Origin of the sequence: Aliidiomarina maris (assembly GCF_003987335.1) — a bacterium.
In the GTDB taxonomy this organism is placed as follows: Bacteria; Pseudomonadota; Gammaproteobacteria; order Enterobacterales; family Alteromonadaceae; genus Aliidiomarina; species Aliidiomarina maris.
This window is the reverse complement of sequence record NZ_PIPK01000015.1, coordinates 1-22,520: the sequence shown is the minus strand read 5'-3', so window position 1 is coordinate 22,520 and position 22,520 is coordinate 1. Positions and strand designations below refer to the sequence as shown.

The 22,520-nt window shown below is 50.2% G+C and carries 22 protein-coding genes; 21 read left to right on the top strand and 1 reads right to left on the bottom strand.

Annotated features, from left to right (window positions below; genetic code table 11):
- The first annotated feature begins 57 nt into the window (after window positions 1–57).
- The 17 genes from fliE (at window position 58) to CWE07_RS12490 (ending at window position 15,753) form a co-directional block, all read left to right on the top strand.
- Window positions 58–402, top strand: a complete 345-nt coding sequence (gene fliE / locus CWE07_RS12570; protein ID WP_111570193.1) for a flagellar hook-basal body complex protein FliE — start codon at window positions 58–60, stop codon at window positions 400–402.
- 27 nt (window positions 403–429) lie between these two features.
- Window positions 430–2,133, top strand: coding sequence for a flagellar basal-body MS-ring/collar protein FliF (gene fliF, locus CWE07_RS12565; RefSeq protein ID WP_111570192.1), 1,704 nt, complete (start codon window positions 430–432; stop codon window positions 2,131–2,133).
- Complete coding sequence (gene fliG / locus CWE07_RS12560; RefSeq protein WP_111570219.1) at window positions 2,126–3,196, top strand: flagellar motor switch protein FliG; 1,071 nt, start codon at window positions 2,126–2,128, stop codon at window positions 3,194–3,196. Before fliF ends, fliG begins: the two co-directional genes overlap by 8 nt.
- 13 nt (window positions 3,197–3,209) lie before the next feature.
- Window positions 3,210–4,097 carry a flagellar assembly protein FliH gene (gene fliH / locus CWE07_RS12555; RefSeq protein WP_111570191.1) on the top strand — a complete coding sequence of 296 codons (888 nt, stop codon included), beginning with the start codon at window positions 3,210–3,212 and terminating at the stop codon, window positions 4,095–4,097.
- The gene (gene fliI / locus CWE07_RS12550) at window positions 4,081–5,415 is read left to right on the top strand and encodes a flagellar protein export ATPase FliI (protein ID WP_111570190.1); all 1,335 of its coding nucleotides are present in this window, start codon (window positions 4,081–4,083) and stop codon (window positions 5,413–5,415) included. Before fliH ends, fliI begins: the two co-directional genes overlap by 17 nt.
- Window positions 5,416–5,444: 29 nt before the next feature.
- On the top strand, window positions 5,445–5,900 hold the full coding sequence (gene fliJ / locus CWE07_RS12545) for a flagellar export protein FliJ (RefSeq protein ID WP_111570189.1): 456 nt from the start codon (window positions 5,445–5,447) through the stop codon (window positions 5,898–5,900).
- Window positions 5,901–6,049: 149 nt separating this feature from the next.
- Window positions 6,050–8,023, top strand: a complete 1,974-nt coding sequence (locus CWE07_RS12540) for a flagellar hook-length control protein FliK (RefSeq protein WP_111570188.1) — start codon at window positions 6,050–6,052, stop codon at window positions 8,021–8,023.
- A 47-nt stretch (window positions 8,024–8,070) separates the two neighbouring features.
- Window positions 8,071–8,586: a flagellar basal body-associated FliL family protein gene (locus tag CWE07_RS12535; RefSeq protein ID WP_111570187.1), complete on the top strand. Its 516-nt coding sequence runs from the start codon at window positions 8,071–8,073 to the stop codon at window positions 8,584–8,586.
- Between the two features lie 140 nt (window positions 8,587–8,726).
- Entirely contained in the window at window positions 8,727–9,797 is a 1,071-nt protein-coding gene (fliM, locus tag CWE07_RS12530; RefSeq protein WP_111570186.1) for a flagellar motor switch protein FliM, read from the top strand.
- A gap of 11 nt (window positions 9,798–9,808) precedes the next feature.
- Window positions 9,809–10,222, top strand: a complete 414-nt coding sequence (gene fliN, locus CWE07_RS12525) for a flagellar motor switch protein FliN (protein ID WP_111570185.1) — start codon at window positions 9,809–9,811, stop codon at window positions 10,220–10,222.
- A gap of 80 nt (window positions 10,223–10,302) precedes the next feature.
- Window positions 10,303–10,641 (top strand): flagellar biosynthetic protein FliO, encoded by a 339-nt coding sequence (gene fliO, locus CWE07_RS12520; protein ID WP_111570184.1) that lies wholly within the window; start codon window positions 10,303–10,305, stop codon window positions 10,639–10,641.
- A gap of 92 nt (window positions 10,642–10,733) precedes the next feature.
- Window positions 10,734–11,450, top strand: a complete 717-nt coding sequence (gene fliP / locus CWE07_RS12515) for a flagellar type III secretion system pore protein FliP (RefSeq protein WP_111570218.1) — start codon at window positions 10,734–10,736, stop codon at window positions 11,448–11,450.
- 10 nt (window positions 11,451–11,460) lie between these two features.
- The gene (gene fliQ, locus CWE07_RS12510; RefSeq protein WP_111570183.1) at window positions 11,461–11,730 is read left to right on the top strand and encodes a flagellar biosynthesis protein FliQ; all 270 of its coding nucleotides are present in this window, start codon (window positions 11,461–11,463) and stop codon (window positions 11,728–11,730) included.
- Window positions 11,730–12,512 (top strand): flagellar biosynthetic protein FliR, encoded by a 783-nt coding sequence (fliR, locus tag CWE07_RS12505; RefSeq protein ID WP_111570182.1) that lies wholly within the window; start codon window positions 11,730–11,732, stop codon window positions 12,510–12,512. The genes fliQ and fliR overlap by 1 nt, the downstream gene beginning before the upstream one ends.
- Before the next feature lie 9 nt (window positions 12,513–12,521).
- Window positions 12,522–13,649, top strand: coding sequence for a flagellar biosynthesis protein FlhB (gene flhB / locus CWE07_RS12500; RefSeq protein ID WP_111570181.1), 1,128 nt, complete (start codon window positions 12,522–12,524; stop codon window positions 13,647–13,649).
- Window positions 13,650–13,703: 54 nt separating this feature from the next.
- Window positions 13,704–15,380 carry an NAD+ synthase gene (locus tag CWE07_RS12495; protein WP_111570180.1) on the top strand — a complete coding sequence of 559 codons (1,677 nt, stop codon included), beginning with the start codon at window positions 13,704–13,706 and terminating at the stop codon, window positions 15,378–15,380.
- A 34-nt stretch (window positions 15,381–15,414) separates the two neighbouring features.
- Complete coding sequence (locus CWE07_RS12490) at window positions 15,415–15,753, top strand: P-II family nitrogen regulator (protein ID WP_111570179.1); 339 nt, start codon at window positions 15,415–15,417, stop codon at window positions 15,751–15,753.
- 110 nt (window positions 15,754–15,863) lie between these two features.
- Here the strand turns inward: CWE07_RS12490 and CWE07_RS12485 are convergent, their stop codons facing one another.
- Window positions 15,864–16,613: an outer membrane protein assembly factor BamD gene (locus CWE07_RS12485; protein ID WP_111570178.1), complete on the bottom strand. Its 750-nt coding sequence runs from the start codon at window positions 16,611–16,613 to the stop codon at window positions 15,864–15,866.
- 117 nt (window positions 16,614–16,730) lie between these two features.
- Here CWE07_RS12485 and rluD point away from each other — a divergent pair, with 117 nt between their 5' ends.
- The 4 genes from rluD to pssA all read left to right on the top strand — a co-directional run bounded on the left by rluD (window position 16,731) and on the right by pssA (window position 22,036).
- Entirely contained in the window at window positions 16,731–17,714 is a 984-nt protein-coding gene (gene rluD / locus CWE07_RS12480; protein WP_111570177.1) for a 23S rRNA pseudouridine(1911/1915/1917) synthase RluD, read from the top strand.
- Window positions 17,692–18,423, top strand: coding sequence for a peptidoglycan editing factor PgeF (gene pgeF / locus CWE07_RS12475; protein ID WP_111570176.1), 732 nt, complete (start codon window positions 17,692–17,694; stop codon window positions 18,421–18,423). Before rluD ends, pgeF begins: the two co-directional genes overlap by 23 nt.
- 80 nt (window positions 18,424–18,503) lie before the next feature.
- The gene (gene clpB, locus CWE07_RS12470) at window positions 18,504–21,077 is read left to right on the top strand and encodes an ATP-dependent chaperone ClpB (RefSeq protein ID WP_111570175.1); all 2,574 of its coding nucleotides are present in this window, start codon (window positions 18,504–18,506) and stop codon (window positions 21,075–21,077) included.
- A gap of 134 nt (window positions 21,078–21,211) precedes the next feature.
- The gene (pssA, locus tag CWE07_RS12465; RefSeq protein WP_111570174.1) at window positions 21,212–22,036 is read left to right on the top strand and encodes a CDP-diacylglycerol--serine O-phosphatidyltransferase; all 825 of its coding nucleotides are present in this window, start codon (window positions 21,212–21,214) and stop codon (window positions 22,034–22,036) included.
- Window positions 22,037–22,520: the final 484 nt, after the last annotated feature.

The window sequence follows — 22,520 nt, the reverse complement described above, 5'->3', positions numbered from 1 at the left end:
TTTACATGCTTGGCCGACTGAAATTTGACGCGGTTAAGAATTAACGGGGGACCCGTCATGACGATTAAAAGTGACCATTTGTACAGCGAAATGCAGAGCATGCTAGCGGAGCTGCGCCCTCAGGCGAATCAGCTTGACCGCCTGCAGTTAAGCGAGAATGGACAAGGCAACCAAACCCAAACGGAGTTTGGCGTGATGCTAAAGTCTGCTATCGATAGCATTAATAATTTACAAATGGATGCAGGTGAGCTGCGTAATCGTTTAGAGATGGGCGACCAAAGCGTGTCGCTGGCACAAGTTATGATTGCATCGCAAAAGGCAAGTATCGCGTTTGAAGCCGGTGTACAGGTGCGTAACAAAGTCGTGGATGCCTACGAAAAAATTATGAACATGCCGGTATAAGGCTGTTTGTGGTAGGAGTATAAGAGCATGGCAGAGTCCACCGAACTTGTGGCAAACCAACCTGACGTCGGCAATAAAGACGGTTCAGCAGGCAGCGAAGAGCAAAAATCGGGCTTTTTGAGCGGCCTTGGTAACTTTGATGCGTTACGCCAAATTATTATTGTGGTTGCACTGGCAATTTGTGTCGCGATCGCGATCTTTATTATGCTCTGGGTACAAGAGCCTGAGTATCGTCCACTTGGCGAGTTTGAGACCCGCGAGCTCGTTGAAACCTTAGATTTCCTTGATGCCAATAATCACAATTACCGCGTTCAGGGCAACGTGGTATCTGTGCGTGCTTCCGACTTTAGCGCCATTCGCCTGCAAATGACCCGTCAAGGCATGGGCCCTGCCCATCGCAGCATGGGCGATGACTTTATTATGCAAGACCCTGGCTTTGGGGTCTCCCAGCGCCTTGAAGCGGAGCGCCTGAAATACTCGCGTGAGCAACAGTTGTCGCGCACCATTGAGCAAATGCAGTCGATTGATAAAGCGCGCGTGCTACTAGCATTGCCGCGCGAAAACGTGTTTGCTCGACGTGAACGCCAGCCGAGCGCTAGCGTAATGGTGAATACCCGTCGGCCACAACTTAACCGCGAAGAAATCGATTCGATTGTCGATTTAGTCGCATCTGCGGTGCCGCAATTGACGCCTGGCCAAGTAACCGTTACCGACCAGAACGGCAAATTATTGCATTCAGGTTCGCGCAATGAATTATCCGCTCAGGCGCGCCGTGAGTATGAAATCGAGCGTCAGCGTGAACAAGAATACTTAGACAAGATCGACAATATTTTGTCACCTATCTTAGGTTACGGTAATTACACTTCTCAGGTCGATGTGACGATGGACTTCACTCAGGTGGAGCAAACCCAGCGTACGTTCAACCCAGATCTACCAGCGATTCGCTCAGAAATGATTATTGAAGATAACACCGTTGGTGGTGGTATCGGCGGTATTCCAGGCGCGTTAAGTAATCAGCCGCCGCTGGAATCGGACATTCCTGAACAAGTGGGAGCGAGCATGGCCGCGCCGGTTCCCGGGCGTAATCACCGCGAACAAACCCGTAACTTCGAGCTTGACCAAACGATTAGTTTTACCCGCCAGCAAAGTGGCGTGTTGCAGCGTTTAAGTGTGTCGGTGGCACTTGATTACCGACGTGCGGCTGGTGAAGGTGGTGAAGAAGTTCAAACGCCATTTACCGACGCGGAGCTTGCTAATATTCGGCGCATGCTGATGGCTGGCTTAGGCTATAACGTCAATCGTGGCGATACGGTGGAAGTCGTTGCGTTTCCGTTTATTCGCCAGCCGCTGTTCGATGCCGATGGCATGCCGTGGTGGGAAGCCCCTTGGTTCTGGCGTTTGATGCGCTTATTAGCGGGTGTACTGGTGATTACGGTCTTGATCGTCACCGTTGTGCGTCCGATGCTACGCAAGTTGATTTACCCAGACGAAAGTGCCGACGATGGTATTGACGAGTTACTGGCGCGTGATGAAGATTTAGGCGACGAAACCATTGATATGCTGACAGAGCAATTTGACAGCGACAGTATTGGCTTCTCGCCGGATGGAACGTTGCAGCTCCCGGATCTGCACAAGGACGAAGACTTACTCAAAGCTGTTCGTGCTCTAGTTGCCAACGAACCAGAGCTGTCCTCACAAGTTGTCAAAGCGTGGTTGAATGAAGATGTCTGAAGCTGAAACCAGAACCAAGCGTCGAACCCTGGCGCGCTTAGAAGAAGAAGAGTCATTTGACGTCCACAAACTAAGTGGCGTTGAAAAGGCGGCCATTCTGTTGCTCAGTTTGTCTGAAGAGGACGCGGCGCAAATTCTTAAGCATTTGGAACCGAAGCAAGTTCAGCGCGTGGGCATGGCGATGGCTAGCCTTGAGGATTTCTCACAAGAAAAAGTGAATGCAGTTCATAGCTTATTCTTAGAGCAAATCCAAGACTTCACCACCATTGGCTTCAAGTCAGAAGAGTTCGTGCGTAAAGCCCTAACGGCTGCGTTGGGTGAAGACAAAGCGGGTAACCTGATTGAACAGATCGTCATGGGAAGTGGCGCGAAAGGTTTGGATTCATTGAAGTGGATGGATTCTAAGCAGGTTGCGACCTTGATTCGAAATGAACACCCGCAGATTCAAACCATTGTATTGTCGTACCTTGACCCTGAGCAGTCTGCTGAAATTATGGCGCAATTTACTGAAAAAGTACGCCTTGATTTGATGATGCGAATTGCCAACTTAGAAGAAGTTCAGCCTGCCGCATTGCAAGAGCTTAACGAAATTATGGAAAAGCAGTTCGCGGGTCAGTCTGGTGCTCAAGCCGCGAAGATGGGCGGCCTGAAAGCAGCAGCCAATATTATGAACTACTTGGATACATCGGTGGAAGGACCATTGATGGACTCGATTCGCGAGCAAGACGAAGAGATGAGTCAGCAGATCCAAGACCTGATGTTCGTATTCGAGAACCTTATCGATGTCGACGACCGTGGTATTCAGACCTTGCTGCGTGAAGTTGAGGGTGAAGTGCTGCAAAAAGCCCTTAAAGGAACTGACGATAAATTACGTGCGAAAATCTTCCGCAATATGTCCAAACGGGCTGCCGAGTTGCTTCAAGACGATTTGGAAGCCATGGGGCCGGTGCGTATTAGTGACGTAGAAGCAGCACAAAAAGACATTTTGGCCACAGCCCGCCGTTTAGCTGATTCGGGTGAAATTATGTTGGGTAGCGGCAGTAGCGAAGAGCTGTTGTTCTAATTGAGGTTTTAGTATGAGCAATTCGCGTCGTCCTCAAGCCGACCAACCAACGCCATGGGAATATCCTGACATTACCAGCGAGGATCAAATTTCCTCGATGAGGCGCAATGCGATTAACAAGCCGATGAGCTGGCAATTTGAGCCGCCTGAGCCAGAGCCTGAACCTGAAGAGGAGCAGCCGCCGGCGTTGACCGCTGAAATGCTCGAAGCGATTCGCGAAGAAGCACGTCAAGAAGGGCATGCGGAAGGCCTCGAGGAAGGCAAGAAAGCAGGCTATGAAGACGGCTATGCGCAAGGGTTTGACGAGGGACGGCTAGCGGGCAAAGAAGCGGGCGAGCAGGAGGCTCAAGCGGCTAACCAAGCGTTACAAGAGCAATTGAGTGTGCGCTGGCAGCAACTGTTTGAGCATATGCGCCAACCGGCATTGCAAATTAGTGAAGGCGTTGAGCGCCAACTGGTGATGATGACTGCAACCCTGGCGCAGGCTATCTGTCTGCATGAAGTGCAAACCAGCCCGCAGTTGATCAATAAAGTGCTCGAGCATGCGATTGCTGAACTAAATGACCAAGCGCAGCAGATTAAAATCGCTTTGCACCCTGAAGACTTTGCGTTAGTCGAATCGCGTTGGTCGGAGACAGAGCGTCAGGACATGGGCTGGAAACTGCACAAAGACGACACCCTAACGCGTGGTGGCTGTGTTGTAACCACGCCGGTTACGCGCGTGGACGCCACCTTAGAAAGCCGCATAAACGATGTCTTCCGCCACTATATTCAAGGCATGCAAGGCTCCAAGGGCGAGCCCATGCGTTCTGAACCAGACGTAGATGCATTAGCCGACGCGGATGCGAACCAGCCGTCATCTGACCCAGCAGGATCTCCCTCCGATGCCAGCCCAGAGTGAACTTGAACGTCGCTTAAGTCAGCGCCAACAGTTGATTCGCCCAGCGCGCCTGCAAACCAGCGGGCGCTTAACGCGTGTGGTTGGCCTCACCTTCGAAGCCATTGGTTGCCGCGCGTCCATAGGCTCATTATGCGCGGTTGAAACCAGTGCCGGTGAAGTGGTGGCTGAAGTCGTTGGTTTTAGCGATGACATTTTATATTTAATGCCTGCCGACGATGCACACGGCGTGATTCCTGGTGCCAAAGTTCGGCCCTTAACCGACCAAAGCGGTATTCCCTTGGGGATTGAATTGCTTGGACGAGTGATTGACGGAGCTGGCGAGCCATTAGACGGTAAAGGTCCCATTCAAACCCAGCGCCGCGCCAGTCGTCAGCGTGAAAAGCTTAACCCACTTGCGCGCCGCCCGGTGCGCGAACCACTTGATGTCGGTGTCACCGCTATCAACGCCCTGCTGACTGTCGGTAAAGGCCAGCGCATGGGGTTGTTTGCAGGCTCGGGCGTCGGCAAAAGTGTGTTACTTGGGATGATGACGCGCGGTTCGACTGCCGATGTTATCGTGGTTGGGCTTATCGGCGAACGTGGCCGTGAAGTGAAAGAGTTTATTGAAGATATTTTGGGCGAAGAGGGCTTACGCCGCAGTGTCGTGGTCGCTGCGCCTGCCGATCAATCACCACTGATGCGTTTACGTGGTTGTGAAACCGCCGCGCAAATTGCTGAGTATTTTCGCGACCAAGGCTTAAATGTTCTGCTGTTGATGGATTCGCTCACACGTTATGCCATGGCGCAGCGCGAGATTGCGCTGGCGATTGGTGAACCGCCCGCCACTAAAGGCTACCCACCGTCGGTATTTGCGCGTCTGCCAGCATTGGTCGAGCGAGCCGGTAATGGCGGGGACGGACAGGGTTCGATTACCGCATTTTACACGGTATTAACCGAAGGTGATGACTTACAAGACCCGATTGCTGACTCCGCGCGCGCGATTTTAGATGGCCACGTGGTACTCAGTCGGCGTTTGGCTGAGCAGGGGCATTACCCGGCCATTGACGTCGAGGCGTCGGTCAGTCGTGTGATGCCGCAGGTGATTAGCGCAGAGCACTTGCAGCACGCCATGACACTCAAGCAGCTATATTCGAGCTATCAGCAGAACCGTGATTTGATTAGCATTGGTGCATATGCGAAGGGCTCTGATCCGAAGGTTGATCAAGCCATTCAGATGATGCCAATGCTGCAGCGTTTCTTGCAACAGGGTATGTTAGACGTGTCGCCGTTCGATGATTGTGTCACTGTGTTAGGGCAAATTGCGAGTCGCATTAAGTAGTAAACTGCTTAATAGAGTGAGGGGAGGCTATGCAACAGAAATCGCTACATCTAGTGCTTGATATGGAGCGTCGCCGTGAGGAGCAGTTTGCCGTACGGATGCAGCAGGCACGCCAGCAATGCGAGTATCAGCGCAAGCGTCTGCAAGGGCTTGAGTCTTATCGTACCGAGTACCTCAACAATGCCCTCAATTTAGGGCAGAACGGTTTGCAGTCTATGCGTTTTGGCCACTACCACGCCTTCATTGGCAAGCTTGATGAGGGGATTGGGCAGCAGCGCATTAAGCTGCAGCGCCTTGAGCAAGTTGTGCAAGAGCGTCAACAACAGTGGCTTGAAAAGCAGCAGCGGCGCAAAGCGGTGGAGCAGTTAATTGCGCAAAAGCAGCGTGAAGCCAACCTAAAGCAGCAGCGCACAGAACAAAGAAACGCCGATGAATACGCGTTACAAGGCTTTATGCGTCGCGCGCGGGCGAACCAAACTAAGTAAAGATACCTGCCCTCAGCGGTTAGGCATTTTCACTTCCTCTACGGCAAACTTCATTTTCGGCATATTAATTGCTTACTTAGCCTTTAGAATGGCGCTACCCATTGTAGTTTGATAACCCATGCGTCGATGTGAGATGAAGAGGAAGCCCGATGAATTTGCTCCACGGTTTAACAGTGTCAGACCGGCCTAGCAGTATCACGAGTTCAAATGCAGGTGAACACCTGAACTTGAAACCCGATGCGGTGTCTCCGTTTGCGAGCGATTTTCGGGCGTTGCTGGCGCAATCAAATTCCCCAAACACAGCGCTTCGACACACGTCGGCCGGGGTAGATGCTGACAAGCCGCTGGATGTTTCCGTCACAGAGCAATGGCTTGCGAGTGTCGAGCTATTGCGTGATGCAGCACCCGCGGGTTCTGATTTAGAGGCGTTAGCGCAAGCCCATGGCCTTGAATTGAATGAACTAGCGGCGCTACTGAAAGATGCATTGGCCACATCGGCTCACGGTAGCCCGACCTCCGCTGCAGACGGCAAAGACTTGCCAGTTGATATGCCTCTTTCGAGCATAGCGGCAATGGTCAGCCAATTGTTGCGTGACGCCTCCGCTCAAACCTCAGAACAAGCTACGTTAGACCCTAGATTACAGGCTGTGCTGGAAGATGTAGCCCAACTGACGCGAGCCCAAGACACAGCCGAAATGCCGACCTGGCAACATATCAAACAGTTACTTGCGCAGGGCGGTGACAAGAGTGACACGCCGAGCTGGCATACCCAGCCAGTCGACCATGCCTTGCCTATCGAGCCTGACCAGCAAGTGCGCGACTCGGAATTGGACCAGCTGATGACACTGCTTGAGTCGATTGATGTCTCTGAGTTGCAGGCCATGCAAAGTCAAGGCGGCGATAGCCAGCTAGATACCACCGATACACTGGACCTCAGTAGCTTAGATGAAGAATCCCAGCAGCTTTTACAGCACTTGCTGCAATTAGCGCAGTTGTTGAATGAGGCTGATACTGAGAACCTTGACTTAACCGCGCTAGACCCTGAGCAGCAAGCTTTGTTGCAGCAGCTACTAGTGATTGAGCAAGCGGTGCGAGAACAAGACTCGGAATTTCAAGATGTGGAAGTTAAGGATAAGCCATTCAGCCTGGCTCAGTTGTTATTTGCTGCTGATGATGACGCTCCGGACTTGCAACAATTGCGCAGTGAATTATTAAGTAAGCTTGAGCAAAATGGGCGTAGTGTTGAGCAAAATACGAGCCCAAATGCGACTCAAGCAGAGCAAAGGCTGAGTCAGGTACTCAAAGATTTACAGCAGTTAGTGACGCAGCAAGAAGGTGAGCAGCGACAACACACCAGAGCTGCGAATGTCGCGCTGGGTAACAGCTCTGCGACGAGCAGCGTAGCGCAGGCGTTTGGCCAAGCCACTGAAGCCTTTAAAGAGCAGTTGCAGCAAGCGGTGCAACGTGCAGAGCGGACTGACGCCGCTGAATCGAGTAACTCTGAGCGTACACTGAGTCTCGACGCACTACGCCGTCAAGTGGCTGATGTCGCGCCACCAAGCACTGCTGATGCGCGTATGAGTAGTGTGCAGCAAGGACAAACGTTAACACCGCAGGCCGCTGCAACCCGTGAAGCGCAGGCGCAACCCAGCACCCCACATACGAGTGCCTATGAAGCGGCAAGACAAGCACAGCAAGCCATCGATATTTTAGGCCCGCAGGCCCCAGAACGATTGCGCGAGCGGGTAGCCGTGATGTTTAATACCCGCACGCAAGCGGCGGAGATGCGTTTAGATCCGCCAGATCTTGGGCGTTTGAATATTCGCTTGAGTTTGAATCAAGATACCACGTCCGTCAGCTTCCAAGTGAGTACGCCACAGGCTCGTGAAGCTATTGAGCAAAGCTTACCAAGATTACGTGAGCTACTGGCAGAGCAAGGGATTCAGTTGGCGGATGCGAACGTTAGTGAGCAGCGCAGCGGCAATGCCCAACAGGGGCAGGACGGTGAGCAGCGTGGGCAGTCAAGCCAAGCCAGTGTAGATATCGACCATGAGTCTGAGCAGTTAGTTTCAGTAGCTGCACCAGGTCGGGTTGCGGAAGGGCAAGTCGATTATTTCGTGTAACCCAATCGGGTTGATGTACCAATTAGCACATATCGTTCGGGGGAACTATGGCAGCAGAACCAGAAGAAGTGACAGCCGAGACTGGTGACGGTAGCAAGAAGAAGCTTTTTATTATGATTGGCGCAGGTGTTATTGCGTTGATTGCGGTGGTTGTCGTGTTGTTTTTTGTTTTGACTGGCGGCGATGATTCGGGCTCAGGCTCGAGTAGCGCGAGCAGCGCGCAAGCTGAAGACAATACCGGTGAGGCGATGTACGTGGCGATGCCGCGGGATATGATTTTCAACGTGCCAGGCGCGCGCAGGGACCGGATGGCGCAAATTGGGGTGCAGCTTTTAGTCCGTGGCCCCCGCAATGAAATGCTCGCGCAAGAAAATATTCCATTACTGGAAGCGACGTTGCTGGATGTATTTTCGCGCGCCACGGCGGAGCGTTTAAATACCCCAGAGGGTAAACGTGAAATTCGTTTACAAGCGCTTGATGCCGTGCGCCAAGTCATGCGCGAGGCGACTGATGGTAGCCCAGTGGTTGAAGAAGTACTATTTACCGGATTTGTGCTCCAGTAAGTGAAAAATTGATTAGGTATGGCGCGAAAATTGCTTTATTAAATGACTAAGTTAGAGCATAGCCTTAGGTTACGTTAAACTAGGCGACATTGAGCGAAAGCATCGGCTTTCGTGGTAAGTGACAATATAGCGAGTGGATTATGGCGGTTAGCGATTTACTTTCACAAGACGAAATAGATGCGTTACTGCACGGTGTCGACGATGTCGAAGAGGACAGTGGTGACGCGTCTGGCAAGTTAGCCGATGCGATGGACTACGACTTTTCGTCGCAAGATCGCATTGTGCGTGGGCGTATGCCGACGCTTGAAATCGTGAATGAACGCTTTGCACGCCATATGCGCATTAGCTTGTTTAATATGATGCGACGTAGCGCCGAAGTGTCCATCAATGGCGTACAAATGATTAAGTTTGGTGAGTACGTGCATACACTATTTGTACCCACGAGCTTGAACATGGTGCGTTTCCGCCCATTGAAAGGCACTGCGCTGATTACCATGGAAGCGCGCTTGGTGTTTATTTTGGTGGATAACTTCTTCGGCGGCGATGGTCGCTACCATGCCAAGATTGAAGGCCGGGAGTTTACCCCCACCGAGCGACGCATTATCCAAATGCTGTTAAAGCTGATTTTCGAAGACTATAAAGAAGCTTGGGCACCGGTTATGGACGTTGGCTTTGAGTATTTGGACTCTGAAGTGAACCCAGCGATGGCCAACATTGTGAGCCCTACCGAAGTCATCGTGATTAGCTCGTTCCATATTGAATTGGACGGCGGTGGCGGCGATTTTCATATCGCATTGCCGTATTCCATGCTCGAGCCAATTCGTGAACTTCTGGATGCCGGTGTTCAAAGCGACAAAGAAGATACCGATTTGCGTTGGGGTAAGGCGTTACGTGACGAAATTATGGATGTGCCAGTCGAGCTACGGGCTAAGTTGCTGGACACTGAATTGACCTTACGCGAAGTCATGGATTTAGAATCTGGGGATATTATTCCGATTGAAATGCCTGAAGACCTGACGGTTTACATTGAAGAATTACCGACCTTTAGAGCCAAGATGGGACGCTCACGCGACAACGTGGCTTTGAAGATTTCTGCGAAGATTCCGCGGCCAGAGACCGTGAAATCCGACATACACATGCTTACCCGCGGCGGGCGTCGTATCGGTGGTGACGCCGAACTGCAGCAGCTGGAAGAAGATTTTGACGTTTAATCGAGGCGTTTATGAGTAACGAACAAGACAACGATAAGCACGACGAAATGGATGACTGGGAAGCTGCGATGGCAGAACAGGAAAAAAGTGAGCAAGACACCAGTGGTGTGAAAACAGCTGACTTAGAAGAGCTTAGTGACGATTCGGATAAAAATCCCGAGGAGCGTCGTAAGCTGGATGCCATTTTAGATATACCCGTGACCATTTCGATGGAAGTGGGGCGCAGCCAAATTAGCATTCGTAACTTACTGCAATTGAATCAAGGGTCAGTGGTCGAGCTTGAGCGCGTTGCTGGCGAGCCGCTGGATGTGTTGGTCAACGGCACACTGATCGCCCATGGTGAAGTGGTTGTGGTGAACGATAAGTTCGGTATCCGCTTAACAGATGTGATTAGCCAGCTAGAGCGAATTCGTAAACTGCGCTAAGTCAGGGGAATTTGGCGCTGGTAATTACGCCGCGCCACACCTTATACTGCATCTATCATGTTCTAAACCAAAGCCTCGCTATGAATCAAACCTTGACCTGGGCAGACGCGGGCGCCACCTTGTTTATGCTGCTGGTGGTGCTAGCCTTTATTATTGGCCTGGCCGCATTGGTGAAACGCCTCAATATGCGCTTACCCGGTCACCAAGGGCCCGTGCAGGTTTTACATAGCACTGCCGTAGGGCAAAAGGAACGCTTGGTCATCGTTGCTGTCGGTGAGCAAAAGCTTCTACTGGGTGTTACCGCCCATACTATTTCTGTGTTGCACACACTTCCAGACGACTTTAAAGTACCAGATAAGCATCAAAACCAATCGTCAACATTTGCGCAGCAAGTGCTGCAAGCTGTTCGTCGCGACTGATAGGTGGCGTCAACGGTGTTATTTTCTAGCTGCGGGACATAATAATAATGCTTAAACATTCCGTTATTGTAGGGCTGATTGCCACACTGTTCATGTTCGGGCTCGGGCTGGCCAATGAGGCTGTGGCACAGGACACGCTAAGCGCAATCACTGTCACTACCAATGAAGATGGTAGCCAGGAATACTCAGTAACGTTGCAAATTTTGGTCATCATGACCGCGCTCAGCTTTATTCCAGCTGCAGTGATTATGATGACATCATTTACGCGTATCATCGTGGTATTGGCGATATTACGCCAAGCCATTGGTTTACAAAGCTCGCCGTCGAATCAGATTCTAATTGGTATTACTTTGTTTCTAACCTTCTTCGTCATGACGCCGGTGCTGTCAACGATTAACGAAGAAGCGTTGCAACCCTATTTAGCCGAAGAAATAGCGCCCCTTGAGGCTGTCGAACGTGCTCGCGATCCAATCAAAGCCTTTATGTTGTCGCAAACACGGATTAGCGACCTTGAAACCTTTATCGACATTGCCGGTTATGAAGATATTGAGGGGCCTGAAGACGTCCCGATGACCATTTTAATCCCTGCGTTTGTAACCAGTGAGCTAAAGACCGCCTTTCAAATCGGCTTCATGTTATTTATTCCGTTTTTGATTATCGACCTTGTGGTTGCCAGCGTACTTATGGCGATGGGTATGATGATGTTGTCGCCCATGATCGTTTCGTTGCCGTTTAAGCTGATGCTGTTTGTGCTTGTCGATGGCTGGAGCATGGTGATGCGAACCCTTGCGGGCAGCTTCGGTATTTAAGGAGTCAGCGATGTCACCTGAAGTTTTTTTAGATGTATTTCGTGATGCCTTGTTTTTAATCGTTGTGTTAGTGAGCGCGATTATTATTCCCGGCCTACTTGTGGGCCTTGCGGTAGCTGTATTTCAGGCCGCGACTTCGATTAACGAGCAAACCTTGAGCTTCTTGCCACGCTTGTTAGTTACCTTAGCGGCTATCGGCATTGGCGGGCATTGGCTAGTGCGCATGCTCATGGATTTTACCATTGGCATGTACATGAGAATTCCTGAAGTCGTCGGCTGATGGATGTTTACGAAAGTATCATTTTAGAGTGGCTGGCTCAGCATTACTGGCCCTTCGTGCGCATTAGCAGCATGTTATTGACCATGGCGGTGTTTAGTGGCCGTGGCATCCCCTCGCGAATCAAAATCTTTTTCGCCATTGCTATTAGCATGGTAGTGGCACCTGCAATTCCCCCCATTCAAGTAACCTTTGATACGGTATCGCCCGCGGGCATGCTGGTGACTGTGCACCAGATTATTATCGGTGTCGCACTGGGGTTTATGTCACTGCTTGCGATTAACACCTTTGCCCTTGCCGGTCAGGTACTGGGTATGCAGGTCGGCTTGGGCTTCGCGGCCATGGTTGACCCTAGCAGCGGCCAGCAAGTGCCGGTGTTATCACAGTTTTATTTGATGCTCGCCTCATTGGTTTTTTTAGCGCTGGACGGGCATTTGCTGATGATTCGCATGGTCGCCGCGAGTTTTGAGGCGGTGCCAGTTGGTCAAAGTGGCCTTGACCCGGATGCCTATTTCTATATTGCGAACTGGGCGGTATGGATGTTTAATGCGGCCCTTGGCTTTGCTTTGTCAGCGATGATATCTATCTTGCTAATTAATTTATCATTTGGCGTGATGACTCGGGCATCGCCGCAATTAAACATCTTTACCGTTGGCTTTCCGATTACCATGATTTCTGGCTTATTGATTCTATGGCTGACCATAGGTAACTTTATTACTCACTTTGAAAATCAGTGGCAGCGCGCAATTACGGGCATGTGCTTCATACTCGGTGGCAGTTGCTAAAGGTTAGACATGGCAGAAACGGATCAGGAACGTACAGAAGAACCCACTCAGAAAAAGCTCGATGATGCCAAAGAAAAAGGGCAGATAGCGCGCTCGAAAGAGATGGGTACACTGGGGGTGCTACTGGCCGCAGCAGTTGGCATGCTGGCGGTGGGTGGTGCTATGGCTGAAGCCATGTTCAATATTATGACGCGCTACTTTTCCGTCGAACGCGCACTGATATTCGACGACAATGCCACGTTGAATATCTGGTCCGGGATTTACAATACCTTGCTGGTGCCCCTCGGTACTTTTTTTGCCATTGTGGTATTTGGCGCCTTTGTTGGTAACACCATTGTCGGCGGTTTTAACTTTAGCTGGCAAGGTGCCGCGCCGAAACCTTCCAAAATGAGCCCCTTGAAAGGCTTCAAGCGCATGTTTGGTACTCAGGCTTTAATTGAGTTACTCAAAGGCGTGGGCAAGTTCTTAGTCGTCGCCGTGTTCGCATATTTCTTATTGCGCTGGCAGTTTCCGAATATTTTGCAGTTTTCCAATGGTATTTTAGAGCAAAGCTTAAGCGATGCGGTGTTACTACTCGGCTTTATGTTCCTGCTACTGGTGTGCTCGATGTTATTCATTGTGGTGATTGACGTGCCTTTTCAGCGCTACAACCACAACAAACAATTGCGCATGACTAAGCAAGAAGTCAAAGACGAACGCAAGAATGCAGAAGGCAGCCCCGAAATTAAGGGCAAGATACGCCAAATGCAGCTTTCGATGGCAATGAAGCGAATGATGCAAGATGTTCCGCAGGCAGACGTGGTAGTAACCAACCCAACCCACTACGCAGTCGCACTTGTGTATAACCCTGCGTCAAAAGGGGCGCCTAAGGTGGTGGCCAAAGGCAACGACGAAGTGGCGGCCAAAATTCGTGAAGTCGCAATGGACGCAGAGGTTCCTATTGTGCAGTCGCCAGCGTTGGCCCGGGCGGTGTATTACAGCACTAAAATCGGTCAAGAGATCCCAGAAGGGCTATTTATGGCCGTTGCTCAAGTGCTCGCCTTCGTATTTCAAATGCGTGATTACCGCAAAGGCAAGGGACGTAAGCCGAAATTGGCGCGCGACTTGCCAATTCCTGAAGATCTGAAGCACGATTGATGTGGTACTATATGCGACGTTTTAGCTTATTTAGGTGGTAAAGGTTTAGGCATCATGGCGACAGATAACGCGCAACAACTCGACTCTGATTCTCCCTCTTTAAAGGTTGCTTTGGCTCAGGTAAAACTGACTGTGGGCGCGTTGCGCGCAAATACAGAGCGTGTGCTGGCTGCAATCAAGCAAGCTGAACATGCCGACCTTGTGGTGTTCCCAGAGTTAACCATTACCGGTTACCCGCTTGAGGACATCGTTTATCGCAGCGATCTTTACGCCATGCTCGACCCTTGTATTGATGCCATTAAGCAAGCCAGTCACCATTGTGCGGTGATGGTGGGCTTGCCTGAAGTTGATGGCCAAGCCATTTATAACGCAGTGTCGGTGTTTGCTGCAGGGCAACGCATTGCCCATTATCGCAAGCAGGTTCTGCCAAATTATGGCGAATTTGATGAAAAGCGCTATTTTACTGCTGGCGACTCAACCTGTGTATTCAGTTTAGCGGGTCATCAAGTGGGGGTGCTGATATGTGAAGACGTCTGGCGTCCTGAGCCGATGGCCGCAGCGAAAGCGGCAGGTGCTGAGCTGATAGTTTCGATTAACGCCTCGCCCTATGAAGAATATAAAGCCGCTCAGCGCTTACAAGTACTACACCAGCGTTGGCATGAAAACCAATTACCCATTGTGTACGTCAATCAGGTGGGTGGTCAGGACGAGCTTATATTTGATGGCAATTCGCTAGTGCTTGACCAGCATGGTGACGTGCATTGTGCGCTGGCGCATTGCCAGGAAGATATTCAAACCGTGACATTTGTTGAGGCACAGCTAGCTGCGACTGAGCTGCAAGCTAGCCATCAAAGTGAAAACCCCGATGCAGCTTTATATCAAGCCTTGGTCATGGCGCTTGCGGATTACGTCAATAAAAATGGCTTTCGGTCTGTCGTGCTCGGCTTGTCGGGGGGCATAGATTCCGCGTTGACGTTGGCGCTGGCGGTGGATGCATTGGGTGCAGATAAAGTGCGCGCAGTGATGATGCCTTACCAATACACTGCTGATATCAGCGTTGAAGACGCTAAGTTGCAAGCCGACTGGCTTGGCTGCCAATTTGATATTGTACCCATAGGCCCAATGGTCGACGGCTTTATGGATGTAGTGCCTCAGTTGACTGAAAATAAACCGCGCGACACCACGGAAGAAAACTTGCAAGCGCGTTGCCGCGGTGTGCTGTTAATGGCACTGTCGAACAAAGAGGGGCGTTTATTGCTAAGCACTGGTAATAAAAGCGAGCTTGCGGTTGGCTATTGCACCCTATACGGAGACATGTGCGGCGGCTTTGCGCCAATAAAAGACGTCTACAAAGAGCGCGTGTTTGCCCTTGCGCGTTACCGTAATACACTAGGTGATGCGATTCCTGAACGGGTGATCACACGTCCACCTTCGGCAGAGCTGGCACCCGATCAAAAAGACCAGGATTCATTACCGCCTTATCCAATTTTGGATGAGATAATTGCTGCCTATGTGGAGCAAGATCAATCAGTTGCTGATATGATTAATGCAGGGTACGACACAGAGACAGTCACGCGTGTGGTCACCCTAATTGAGCGCAATGAGTATAAACGGCGTCAAGGCGCTGTGGGGCCAAAAGTGACTCGGCGTAACTTTGGTCGTGACCGTCGTTACCCTATCACCAGTCGCTATTTAGGCGAAATGTTGGCAAGCACAAACGATCAGCACTAGTATCAATGCGATATTTGTAATCTGAGGAGTCAGTATGAAGAAGGTAGAGGCCATCATTAAGCCATTTAAACTTGATGATGTGCGTGCAGCGCTATCTGATGTCGGGATTGCCGGCATGACCGTGTCGGAAGTCAAAGGCTTCGGGCGTCAAAAAGGGCATACTGAACTATATCGTGGTGCAGAGTATATGGTCGACTTCCTGCCCAAAGTAAAAGTAGAAGTGGTCGTCAAAGAGGACGAGCTAGAACGTTGTATCGAAGCCATTATCGAGACCGCTCAGACAGGTAAAATCGGTGATGGAAAAATATTTGTTACTGATATCGAGCGCGTAATTCGGATCCGAACGGGTGAAGAGAACGAAGACGCGGTATAGGGCCTGGCCACGTGACTAATAGTGAGATGTTTATCAGCAACAAAAATCAGCAGCAACAAAAAACGGGCTTTAAAAGCCCGTTTTTTGTTGCGTCAACGCGATGCTAGCGATTAGCGCGCCATCCGATGTTGCGGAAAGTTCAAGCGTAACACAGCCTGTGCATCATCACGTAAATCATCCACACCGATCGCATCGTAGGCCTGTATCATTAATACCAGTGCATCCTGCACTTCCGGCGCTTGGGCATAATTTTCAAGGATGTACTGACCACGAGTCGCGGCTGCCATATACGCTTCACGACGCAAATAATACTCGCCTACCGCTAACTCATATTGGGCTAAACGAGATTGGATACCCACCATGCGCGCACGGGCATCGCTTGCATACTCGCTGTTTGGGAAGCGCTCAAGTAACTGGCGAAAATCTTCAAATGCTTGCTCGGCATAGGTTTTGTCGCGGTCTGCGCGATCTAAACCGACCAAATTATGAAATGCATTATACTCTAATTGAAGATGCACCAAACCACGCATGTAGCGCACGTAATCAATATCGGCGTGGTTCGGGTTGAGGCGCAAGAAGCGGTCAATCGCAGTTAACGCACGGTCTTGGTCACCGACTTGGTAATACACGTAGATTAAGTCGAGTTGAACCTGGTTAATGTGTGCACCGAAAGGAAAACGACTTTCAATATTGCGCAGGGTTTGCGCTGCCATCGAGAAGTTGCCCGTGTTTATGTGTCCTTGGGCTTGCTGATACATTTGTTCCGCACTACCGCGGGCTTGGCGTTCTTGATCGCGGTTAGATGAACAGCCCGTTAAGGCCATGGTGACTACAAGTACGGCGAGGAGCACTACTTTCATAAGGAACCTTTGCTACCTTTTATTGCATTTTGCTTTAGTCATACCCATAAAAACAGGTACACTTACGGTTAATTCGGCATTCTACCTTAGCGAACTCAGGTTTCACAGCAGATATTTATGACCCAACAGATTACCCATGAAGCAGTAATAGACGAGCATCAAATTGGCATGCGATTCGACCAAGTGTTGGCAGAATTGTTCCCCGATTATTCACGCTCGCGCCTTAAAGAGTGGATCTTAGCCGGACAAGTCAGTATTGACGGCGCCGTGGTAACTAAGCCACGTGAGAAGGTTTTACCTGGTATGCACATCAAGCTCGATGCGACCGTCGAAGCAGAAGAGCGCTTTGAGGCTCAGCATATTGAGTTAGATATCGTGTATGAAGACGACGATATTATGGTGATTAACAAGCCTGCTGGCTTAGTGGTGCACCCGGGAGCTGGCAAGCCTGACGGCACGTTGCTTAACGCGTTGCTACATCATCATCCACAAGCTGCTGGTTTAGCGCGAGCTGGTATCGTGCATCGCTTGGACAAAGAAACCACAGGACTGATGGTGGTAGCCAAAAGCATTACGGCGCAAACTCATTTAGTTAGTGCGCTGCAAGCGCGTAACATTACCCGTGAGTACGAAGCCATCGTCAACGGGGTAATGACCGCCGGTGGTTTGGTTGACGAAAAGATTGGCCGTCATCCAACCAAGCGCACGCATATGGCGGTGGTGCATAGTGGAAAGCCAGCGGTTACGCATTATCGAGTTGCCGAGCGCTTTCGCTTACATAGCCGTTTGCGCTTGCGCCTCGAAAGTGGTCGCACACACCAAATTCGTGTGCACATGGCCCACATTCGCCATCCGTTAGTAGGCGATCTACAATATGGTGGACGGCCGCGACCGCCTCAGGGCGCGAGCGATGAATTGTTGTCGGCATTACGCGACTTTAAACGCCAAGCTTTACACGCGGTGAAGTTAGAACTTCATCACCCGATTACTGGTGAGTTAATGTCTTGGCAGGCGCCTGTGCCAAGCGATATGGTCAACATTGCTGAATTACTGCGTAAGGATGCGCAAGAGGTAAAGCATGATTTCAACCCTAAAGCCTGACTGGCCGGTTACTGATAGTGTTGTTGCTTACACCACCACCCGCACTGGTGGTGTGAGCGTAGCGCCCTATGGGCAACTGAATGTGGCCACGCATGTCGGTGACTTACCTGCGGCGGTGCAGGAAAACCGGCGTCGTTTGATGCATCAATTAGCGCTGCCAAATGAACCAAATTGGCTGAGTCAAACTCACAGCAACGGCTTGGTCATCATCGGCGAAGAAGGGTTGCAGGATGTGCCTGATGCCGATGCTGCTTATACACAAGCGGCACAGCAAGTGATCATGATTATGACCGCTGATTGCTTACCTGTGTTTTTAGCCACCCGCGACGGCAGTGAAGTGGCTTTAGTCCACGCTGGCTGGCGCGGCTTGGCCAACGGCATTATTGCGCGCACCTTAGATGCTTTTGATGCACCCGCTGAGCAGATATGCGCTTGGTTAGGCCCAGCCATTAGCCAAGATGCATTCGAGGTCGGGCGCGAAGTACGTGATCTTTTGGTACAGCAGGACAGTCAACATCAGTCCGCGTTTAAGCGTGTTGGCGCTAAGTACCAAACCTGTCTTTACACCATCGCCCGCCAGCAGTTAGATGGCTTGGTTGGCTTTATTGGTGGCGGTGACATGTGTACGTATGCGCAGTCGTCATTGTTTTATTCTTACCGCCGTGACGGGGTCACCGGGCGCATGGCGAATTTAATCTATAAAGTTTGATCTTAAGCAGCTTGTTAAGCTTGAAAATGCATAAATAATACCCACATTAACTGTCAGGTTGCTTTTCAGGAGACAAGGTTATGCGCCTCGATAGATTCACCAGTAAATTCCAGCTTGCTATTGCTGACGCTCAATCATTGGCGTTAGGGCGTGATCACCAATACATCGAGCCCCTGCATATTATGAGCGCATTACTCAACCAGGATAATGGTAGTGTGCGTTCGTTGCTGCAGCAGGTGGGGGTAAACCTGCCAACTTTCCGTGCTCAGTTGTCCAAAGCTTTAGATGAAATCGCCCAAGTGGAAGGCACGGGTGGCGAGGTTCAGCTTAATTCAGCAACCGCTACCTTATTGAACTTATGCGACAAATACGCTCAGAAGCGCAAAGATAAGTTTATCTCGAGCGAGCTTTTCGTACTCGCTGCATTGGAAGACAAAGGTAAGTTAGGCTCGCTACTTAAACAGCAAGGTGTTACGGCTGACAAAGTTGAGCGTGCGATCAAAGACATTCGCAATGGTCAACAAATTGACGACCCAAATGCAGAAGAGCAACGTCAAGCCTTAGATAAATACACGATTAACCTAACCGAGCGCGCAGAGCAGGGTAAGCTAGATCCGGTGATTGGGCGCGACGAAGAAATTCGCCGCACGATTCAAGTGTTACAGCGCCGCACTAAGAATAACCCGGTGCTAATTGGTGAACCTGGGGTGGGTAAAACTGCGATTGTAGAAGGCTTAGCCCAACGCATCATTAACGGTGAAGTACCAGAAGGTCTGAAGCATAAGCGTGTATTGTCCCTTGACCTTGGCGCATTATTGGCTGGCGCAAAGTATCGGGGCGAGTTTGAAGAACGGCTCAAAGCGGTATTGAATGAATTGCAGCAAGAAGAAGGGGCCGTGATCCTCTTTATTGATGAGCTGCATACCATGGTGGGTGCAGGCAAAGCCGACGGTGCTATGGATGCGGGCAATATGCTCAAGCCAGCACTTGCACGCGGCGAATTGCACTGTGTCGGCGCAACAACTTTAGATGAATACCGCCAATACATCGAAAAAGATGCAGCACTCGAGCGGCGTTTCCAAAAGGTGTTAGTGGATGAGCCTTCAGTGGCCGACACGATTGCGATACTTCGCGGCTTGAAAGAGAAATATGAGTTACATCATTCCGTTGAGATTACCGACCCAGCGATTGTTGCAGCGGCGTCTTTGTCCCATCGCTACATTAGCGATCGCCAATTACCCGACAAAGCCATTGACTTAATTGACGAGGCTGCGTCGAGTATTCGTATGCAAATCGACTCTAAACCAGAAGAGCTTGACCGTTTAGAGCGGCGCATGATTCAGCTGAAATTAGAGCGCGAGGCTTTGCGTAAAGAAAAGGACGAGGCGAGCAAAAAGCGTCTTGAGCTGTTGCAAAGCGAATTAGACGAGCTTGAACTGAAGTACAAAGAACTAGATGAAGTTTGGAATACGGAAAAGGCCGCTTTACAAGGGCACCAGCATATTAAGGCGCAACTGGACCAAGCACGCCAAGATTTAGACGTCGCCCGTCGCGCGAGTGACTTGAACCGTATGTCTGAGTTGCAGTACGGGCGCATTCCTGAACTCGAGCGACAATTAGACTTGGCGTTACAAGCTGAAATGCAGGATATGAGTTTACTGCGTAATAAAGTATCTGATGAAGAAATTGCTGAAGTGCTTTCGCGTTGGACAGGTATTCCGGTTGCTCGCATGCTGGAAGGCGAACGCGACAAATTGTTGCGCATGGAAGATGATTTACACCAGCGAGTTGTTGGTCAGCACGAAGCCGTGGTCTCGGTTGCCAACGCGATTCGTCGTTCGCGTGCAGGGTTAGGCGACCCCGACCGCCCAATCGGTTCGTTCTTATTCTTAGGGCCTACCGGTGTGGGTAAAACGGAGTTATGCAAAGCACTGGCAAACTTTATGTTCGACACCGAGGATGCGATGGTTCGTATCGATATGTCGGAGTTTATGGAAAAACACTCAGTCGCGCGCTTAGTCGGTGCGCCTCCTGGCTACGTCGGTTATGAGGAGGGTGGCTACCTAACTGAAGCGGTGCGTCGACGCCCCTATTCGGTCATTTTGTTGGATGAGGTTGAAAAAGCACACGCCGATGTCTTTAACATTTTGCTGCAAGTGTTAGACGATGGCCGTCTAACGGACGGGCAAGGTCGCACCGTCGACTTTAAGAATACTGTCATTATCATGACGTCTAATTTAGGTTCTGAGTTAATTCATGAGAAAGCTGGTGAAGTCGACTACGAGCAGATGAAGCGGATGATTATGGATGTGCTGTCAGGCCATTTCAGACCTGAGTTCTTGAATCGGGTCGATGAAACGGTTGTTTTCCATCCATTGAGTAGCAAGAACATCAAGCATATCGCTGGCATCCAAATGAAGCGCTTGCTTGCGCGTTTACAAGAGCGTGGATTCGAAATGGAAGTATCAGATGCCGCACTGGCACAATTAGCCAAAGTTGGATTCGATCCTGTGTTTGGAGCGCGGCCATTAAAACGTGCTATTCAGCATGAGTTGGAAAACCCGCTCGCGCACAAGTTACTAGCAGGCGAGCTGTTGCCTGGTAAGCCAATCATGGTGGATGCCGATGAAGACGGGCTGCGTATTACCCAGTAGTGGTGCGTGCTTGTTTCGCTCAAATCACCTATAGCCCCTGTAATGGGGCTATACTTTTATGAGTATTTACATTGTATCAATAGTCTATGGTATTCTTTAAGTAGACAAACATTTAGCTTTAGATAGGAATCTATATGCCAGATCAGCAGCAGGAACCGACCACTGCCAAGCGCCGCGGTATTTATTTACTGCCAAACTTACTCACGACAGCAGGTTTGTTTTCCGGTTTTTACGCGATCGTTGCCTCAATGAATGGCCAGTTCGAAATGGCGGCGATTGCCATCTTCATCGCGATGATTTTCGACGGATTAGACGGCCGCGTTGCGCGTATGACGCACACGGAAAGTGATTTTGGTGCCGAGTACGATAGCATGGCGGATATCGTTTCGTTTGGAATGGCGCCTGCATTGGTGGCATATAATTGGGCGCTCGCTGATTTAGGTAAACTAGGCTGGCTTGCTGCATTTATCTTTGTCGCCGGTGGTGCACTGCGTTTAGCGCGCTTTAATACTATGCTGGGTGTCGCAGATAAACGTTACTTCCAAGGTTTAGCGATCCCAAGCGCAGCAGCGATAGTTGCAGGTATGGTTTGGGTCGGAGCCAAATATAATATCGACCCTGATTATGTCAGTTGGTTAGTCGCGTTATTCACCATTGCTTGTGGTTTACTGATGGTGAGCAACTTCCGTTACCATTCATTCAAAGATGTTGATTGGCGCGGTAAAGTAAATTTCTTAATGATTTTAGTGGTAGTGCTTATTTTCGTCGTAGTGGCAACTGAGCCTGCACTGGTGTTATTTGTGTTATTCACCGCTTATGCGATATCAGGTCCAGTGCTGACCATTAAGAATGTCAGCAAGCTCAAGCTAGAGCATGTCGTCGGCGACCAGCGTGATGACGTTGATGCTGACTTTCAGCAGCGCACGGAAAACGATAGTGATACAACACCTAAAGTGTAATCTATAGAAGAAACCTATTAGGTGTGTAAAAGAAAAGCTCGGCATCGCCGGGCTTTTCTTTTTTCAGTCACGGAAGTTTTTGTCATTCAAGACCGCCATATCGTTAGCAAATGCGCTGTAGCAAAGCTATTTGGTACGCTTTCTAAACGATCTGCTGGTTATTTGTGCGTTCGCATAGGTTTTTGCAAAAAACTTCAAAAAGGGGGTTGCGCGTTGTCAGAAGATCTCTATAATGCGCCTCCGTTGTCAGGGCAAACGCTGAGACAGCGCCAAGAAGATTCCTTCGTAAAGAGTTGAGTTTTCAAGGCAAGAAGAAGACCTCAAAATTAATTGAAATTAAGGGGTTGACTTCACAAACGGAACGCGTAGAATTCGCATCCCTGCTTCGGCGAAACGCCAAGCAAAACGTTCTTTAACAATATATCAAAGCCAAGCAATCTGTGTGGGCACTTACATTGATTGAGCAACTTAAAAAGCTACCTCG

Coding starts and splice junctions, on each gene's coding strand:
- fliE (WP_111570193.1), top strand. CDS start 58: ATGACGATTAAAAGTGACCATTTGTACAGCGAAATGCAGAGCATGCTA.
- fliF (WP_111570192.1), top strand. CDS start 430: ATGGCAGAGTCCACCGAACTTGTGGCAAACCAACCTGACGTCGGCAAT.
- fliG (WP_111570219.1), top strand. CDS start 2,126: ATGTCTGAAGCTGAAACCAGAACCAAGCGTCGAACCCTGGCGCGCTTA.
- fliH (WP_111570191.1), top strand. CDS start 3,210: ATGAGCAATTCGCGTCGTCCTCAAGCCGACCAACCAACGCCATGGGAA.
- fliI (WP_111570190.1), top strand. CDS start 4,081: ATGCCAGCCCAGAGTGAACTTGAACGTCGCTTAAGTCAGCGCCAACAG.
- fliJ (WP_111570189.1), top strand. CDS start 5,445: ATGCAACAGAAATCGCTACATCTAGTGCTTGATATGGAGCGTCGCCGT.
- CWE07_RS12540 (WP_111570188.1), top strand. CDS start 6,050: ATGAATTTGCTCCACGGTTTAACAGTGTCAGACCGGCCTAGCAGTATC.
- CWE07_RS12535 (WP_111570187.1), top strand. CDS start 8,071: ATGGCAGCAGAACCAGAAGAAGTGACAGCCGAGACTGGTGACGGTAGC.
- fliM (WP_111570186.1), top strand. CDS start 8,727: ATGGCGGTTAGCGATTTACTTTCACAAGACGAAATAGATGCGTTACTG.
- fliN (WP_111570185.1), top strand. CDS start 9,809: ATGAGTAACGAACAAGACAACGATAAGCACGACGAAATGGATGACTGG.
- fliO (WP_111570184.1), top strand. CDS start 10,303: ATGAATCAAACCTTGACCTGGGCAGACGCGGGCGCCACCTTGTTTATG.
- fliP (WP_111570218.1), top strand. CDS start 10,734: ATGTTCGGGCTCGGGCTGGCCAATGAGGCTGTGGCACAGGACACGCTA.
- fliQ (WP_111570183.1), top strand. CDS start 11,461: ATGTCACCTGAAGTTTTTTTAGATGTATTTCGTGATGCCTTGTTTTTA.
- fliR (WP_111570182.1), top strand. CDS start 11,730: ATGGATGTTTACGAAAGTATCATTTTAGAGTGGCTGGCTCAGCATTAC.
- flhB (WP_111570181.1), top strand. CDS start 12,522: ATGGCAGAAACGGATCAGGAACGTACAGAAGAACCCACTCAGAAAAAG.
- CWE07_RS12495 (WP_111570180.1), top strand. CDS start 13,704: ATGGCGACAGATAACGCGCAACAACTCGACTCTGATTCTCCCTCTTTA.
- CWE07_RS12490 (WP_111570179.1), top strand. CDS start 15,415: ATGAAGAAGGTAGAGGCCATCATTAAGCCATTTAAACTTGATGATGTG.
- CWE07_RS12485 (WP_111570178.1), bottom strand. CDS start 16,613: ATGAAAGTAGTGCTCCTCGCCGTACTTGTAGTCACCATGGCCTTAACG.
- rluD (WP_111570177.1), top strand. CDS start 16,731: ATGACCCAACAGATTACCCATGAAGCAGTAATAGACGAGCATCAAATT.
- pgeF (WP_111570176.1), top strand. CDS start 17,692: ATGATTTCAACCCTAAAGCCTGACTGGCCGGTTACTGATAGTGTTGTT.
- clpB (WP_111570175.1), top strand. CDS start 18,504: ATGCGCCTCGATAGATTCACCAGTAAATTCCAGCTTGCTATTGCTGAC.
- pssA (WP_111570174.1), top strand. CDS start 21,212: ATGCCAGATCAGCAGCAGGAACCGACCACTGCCAAGCGCCGCGGTATT.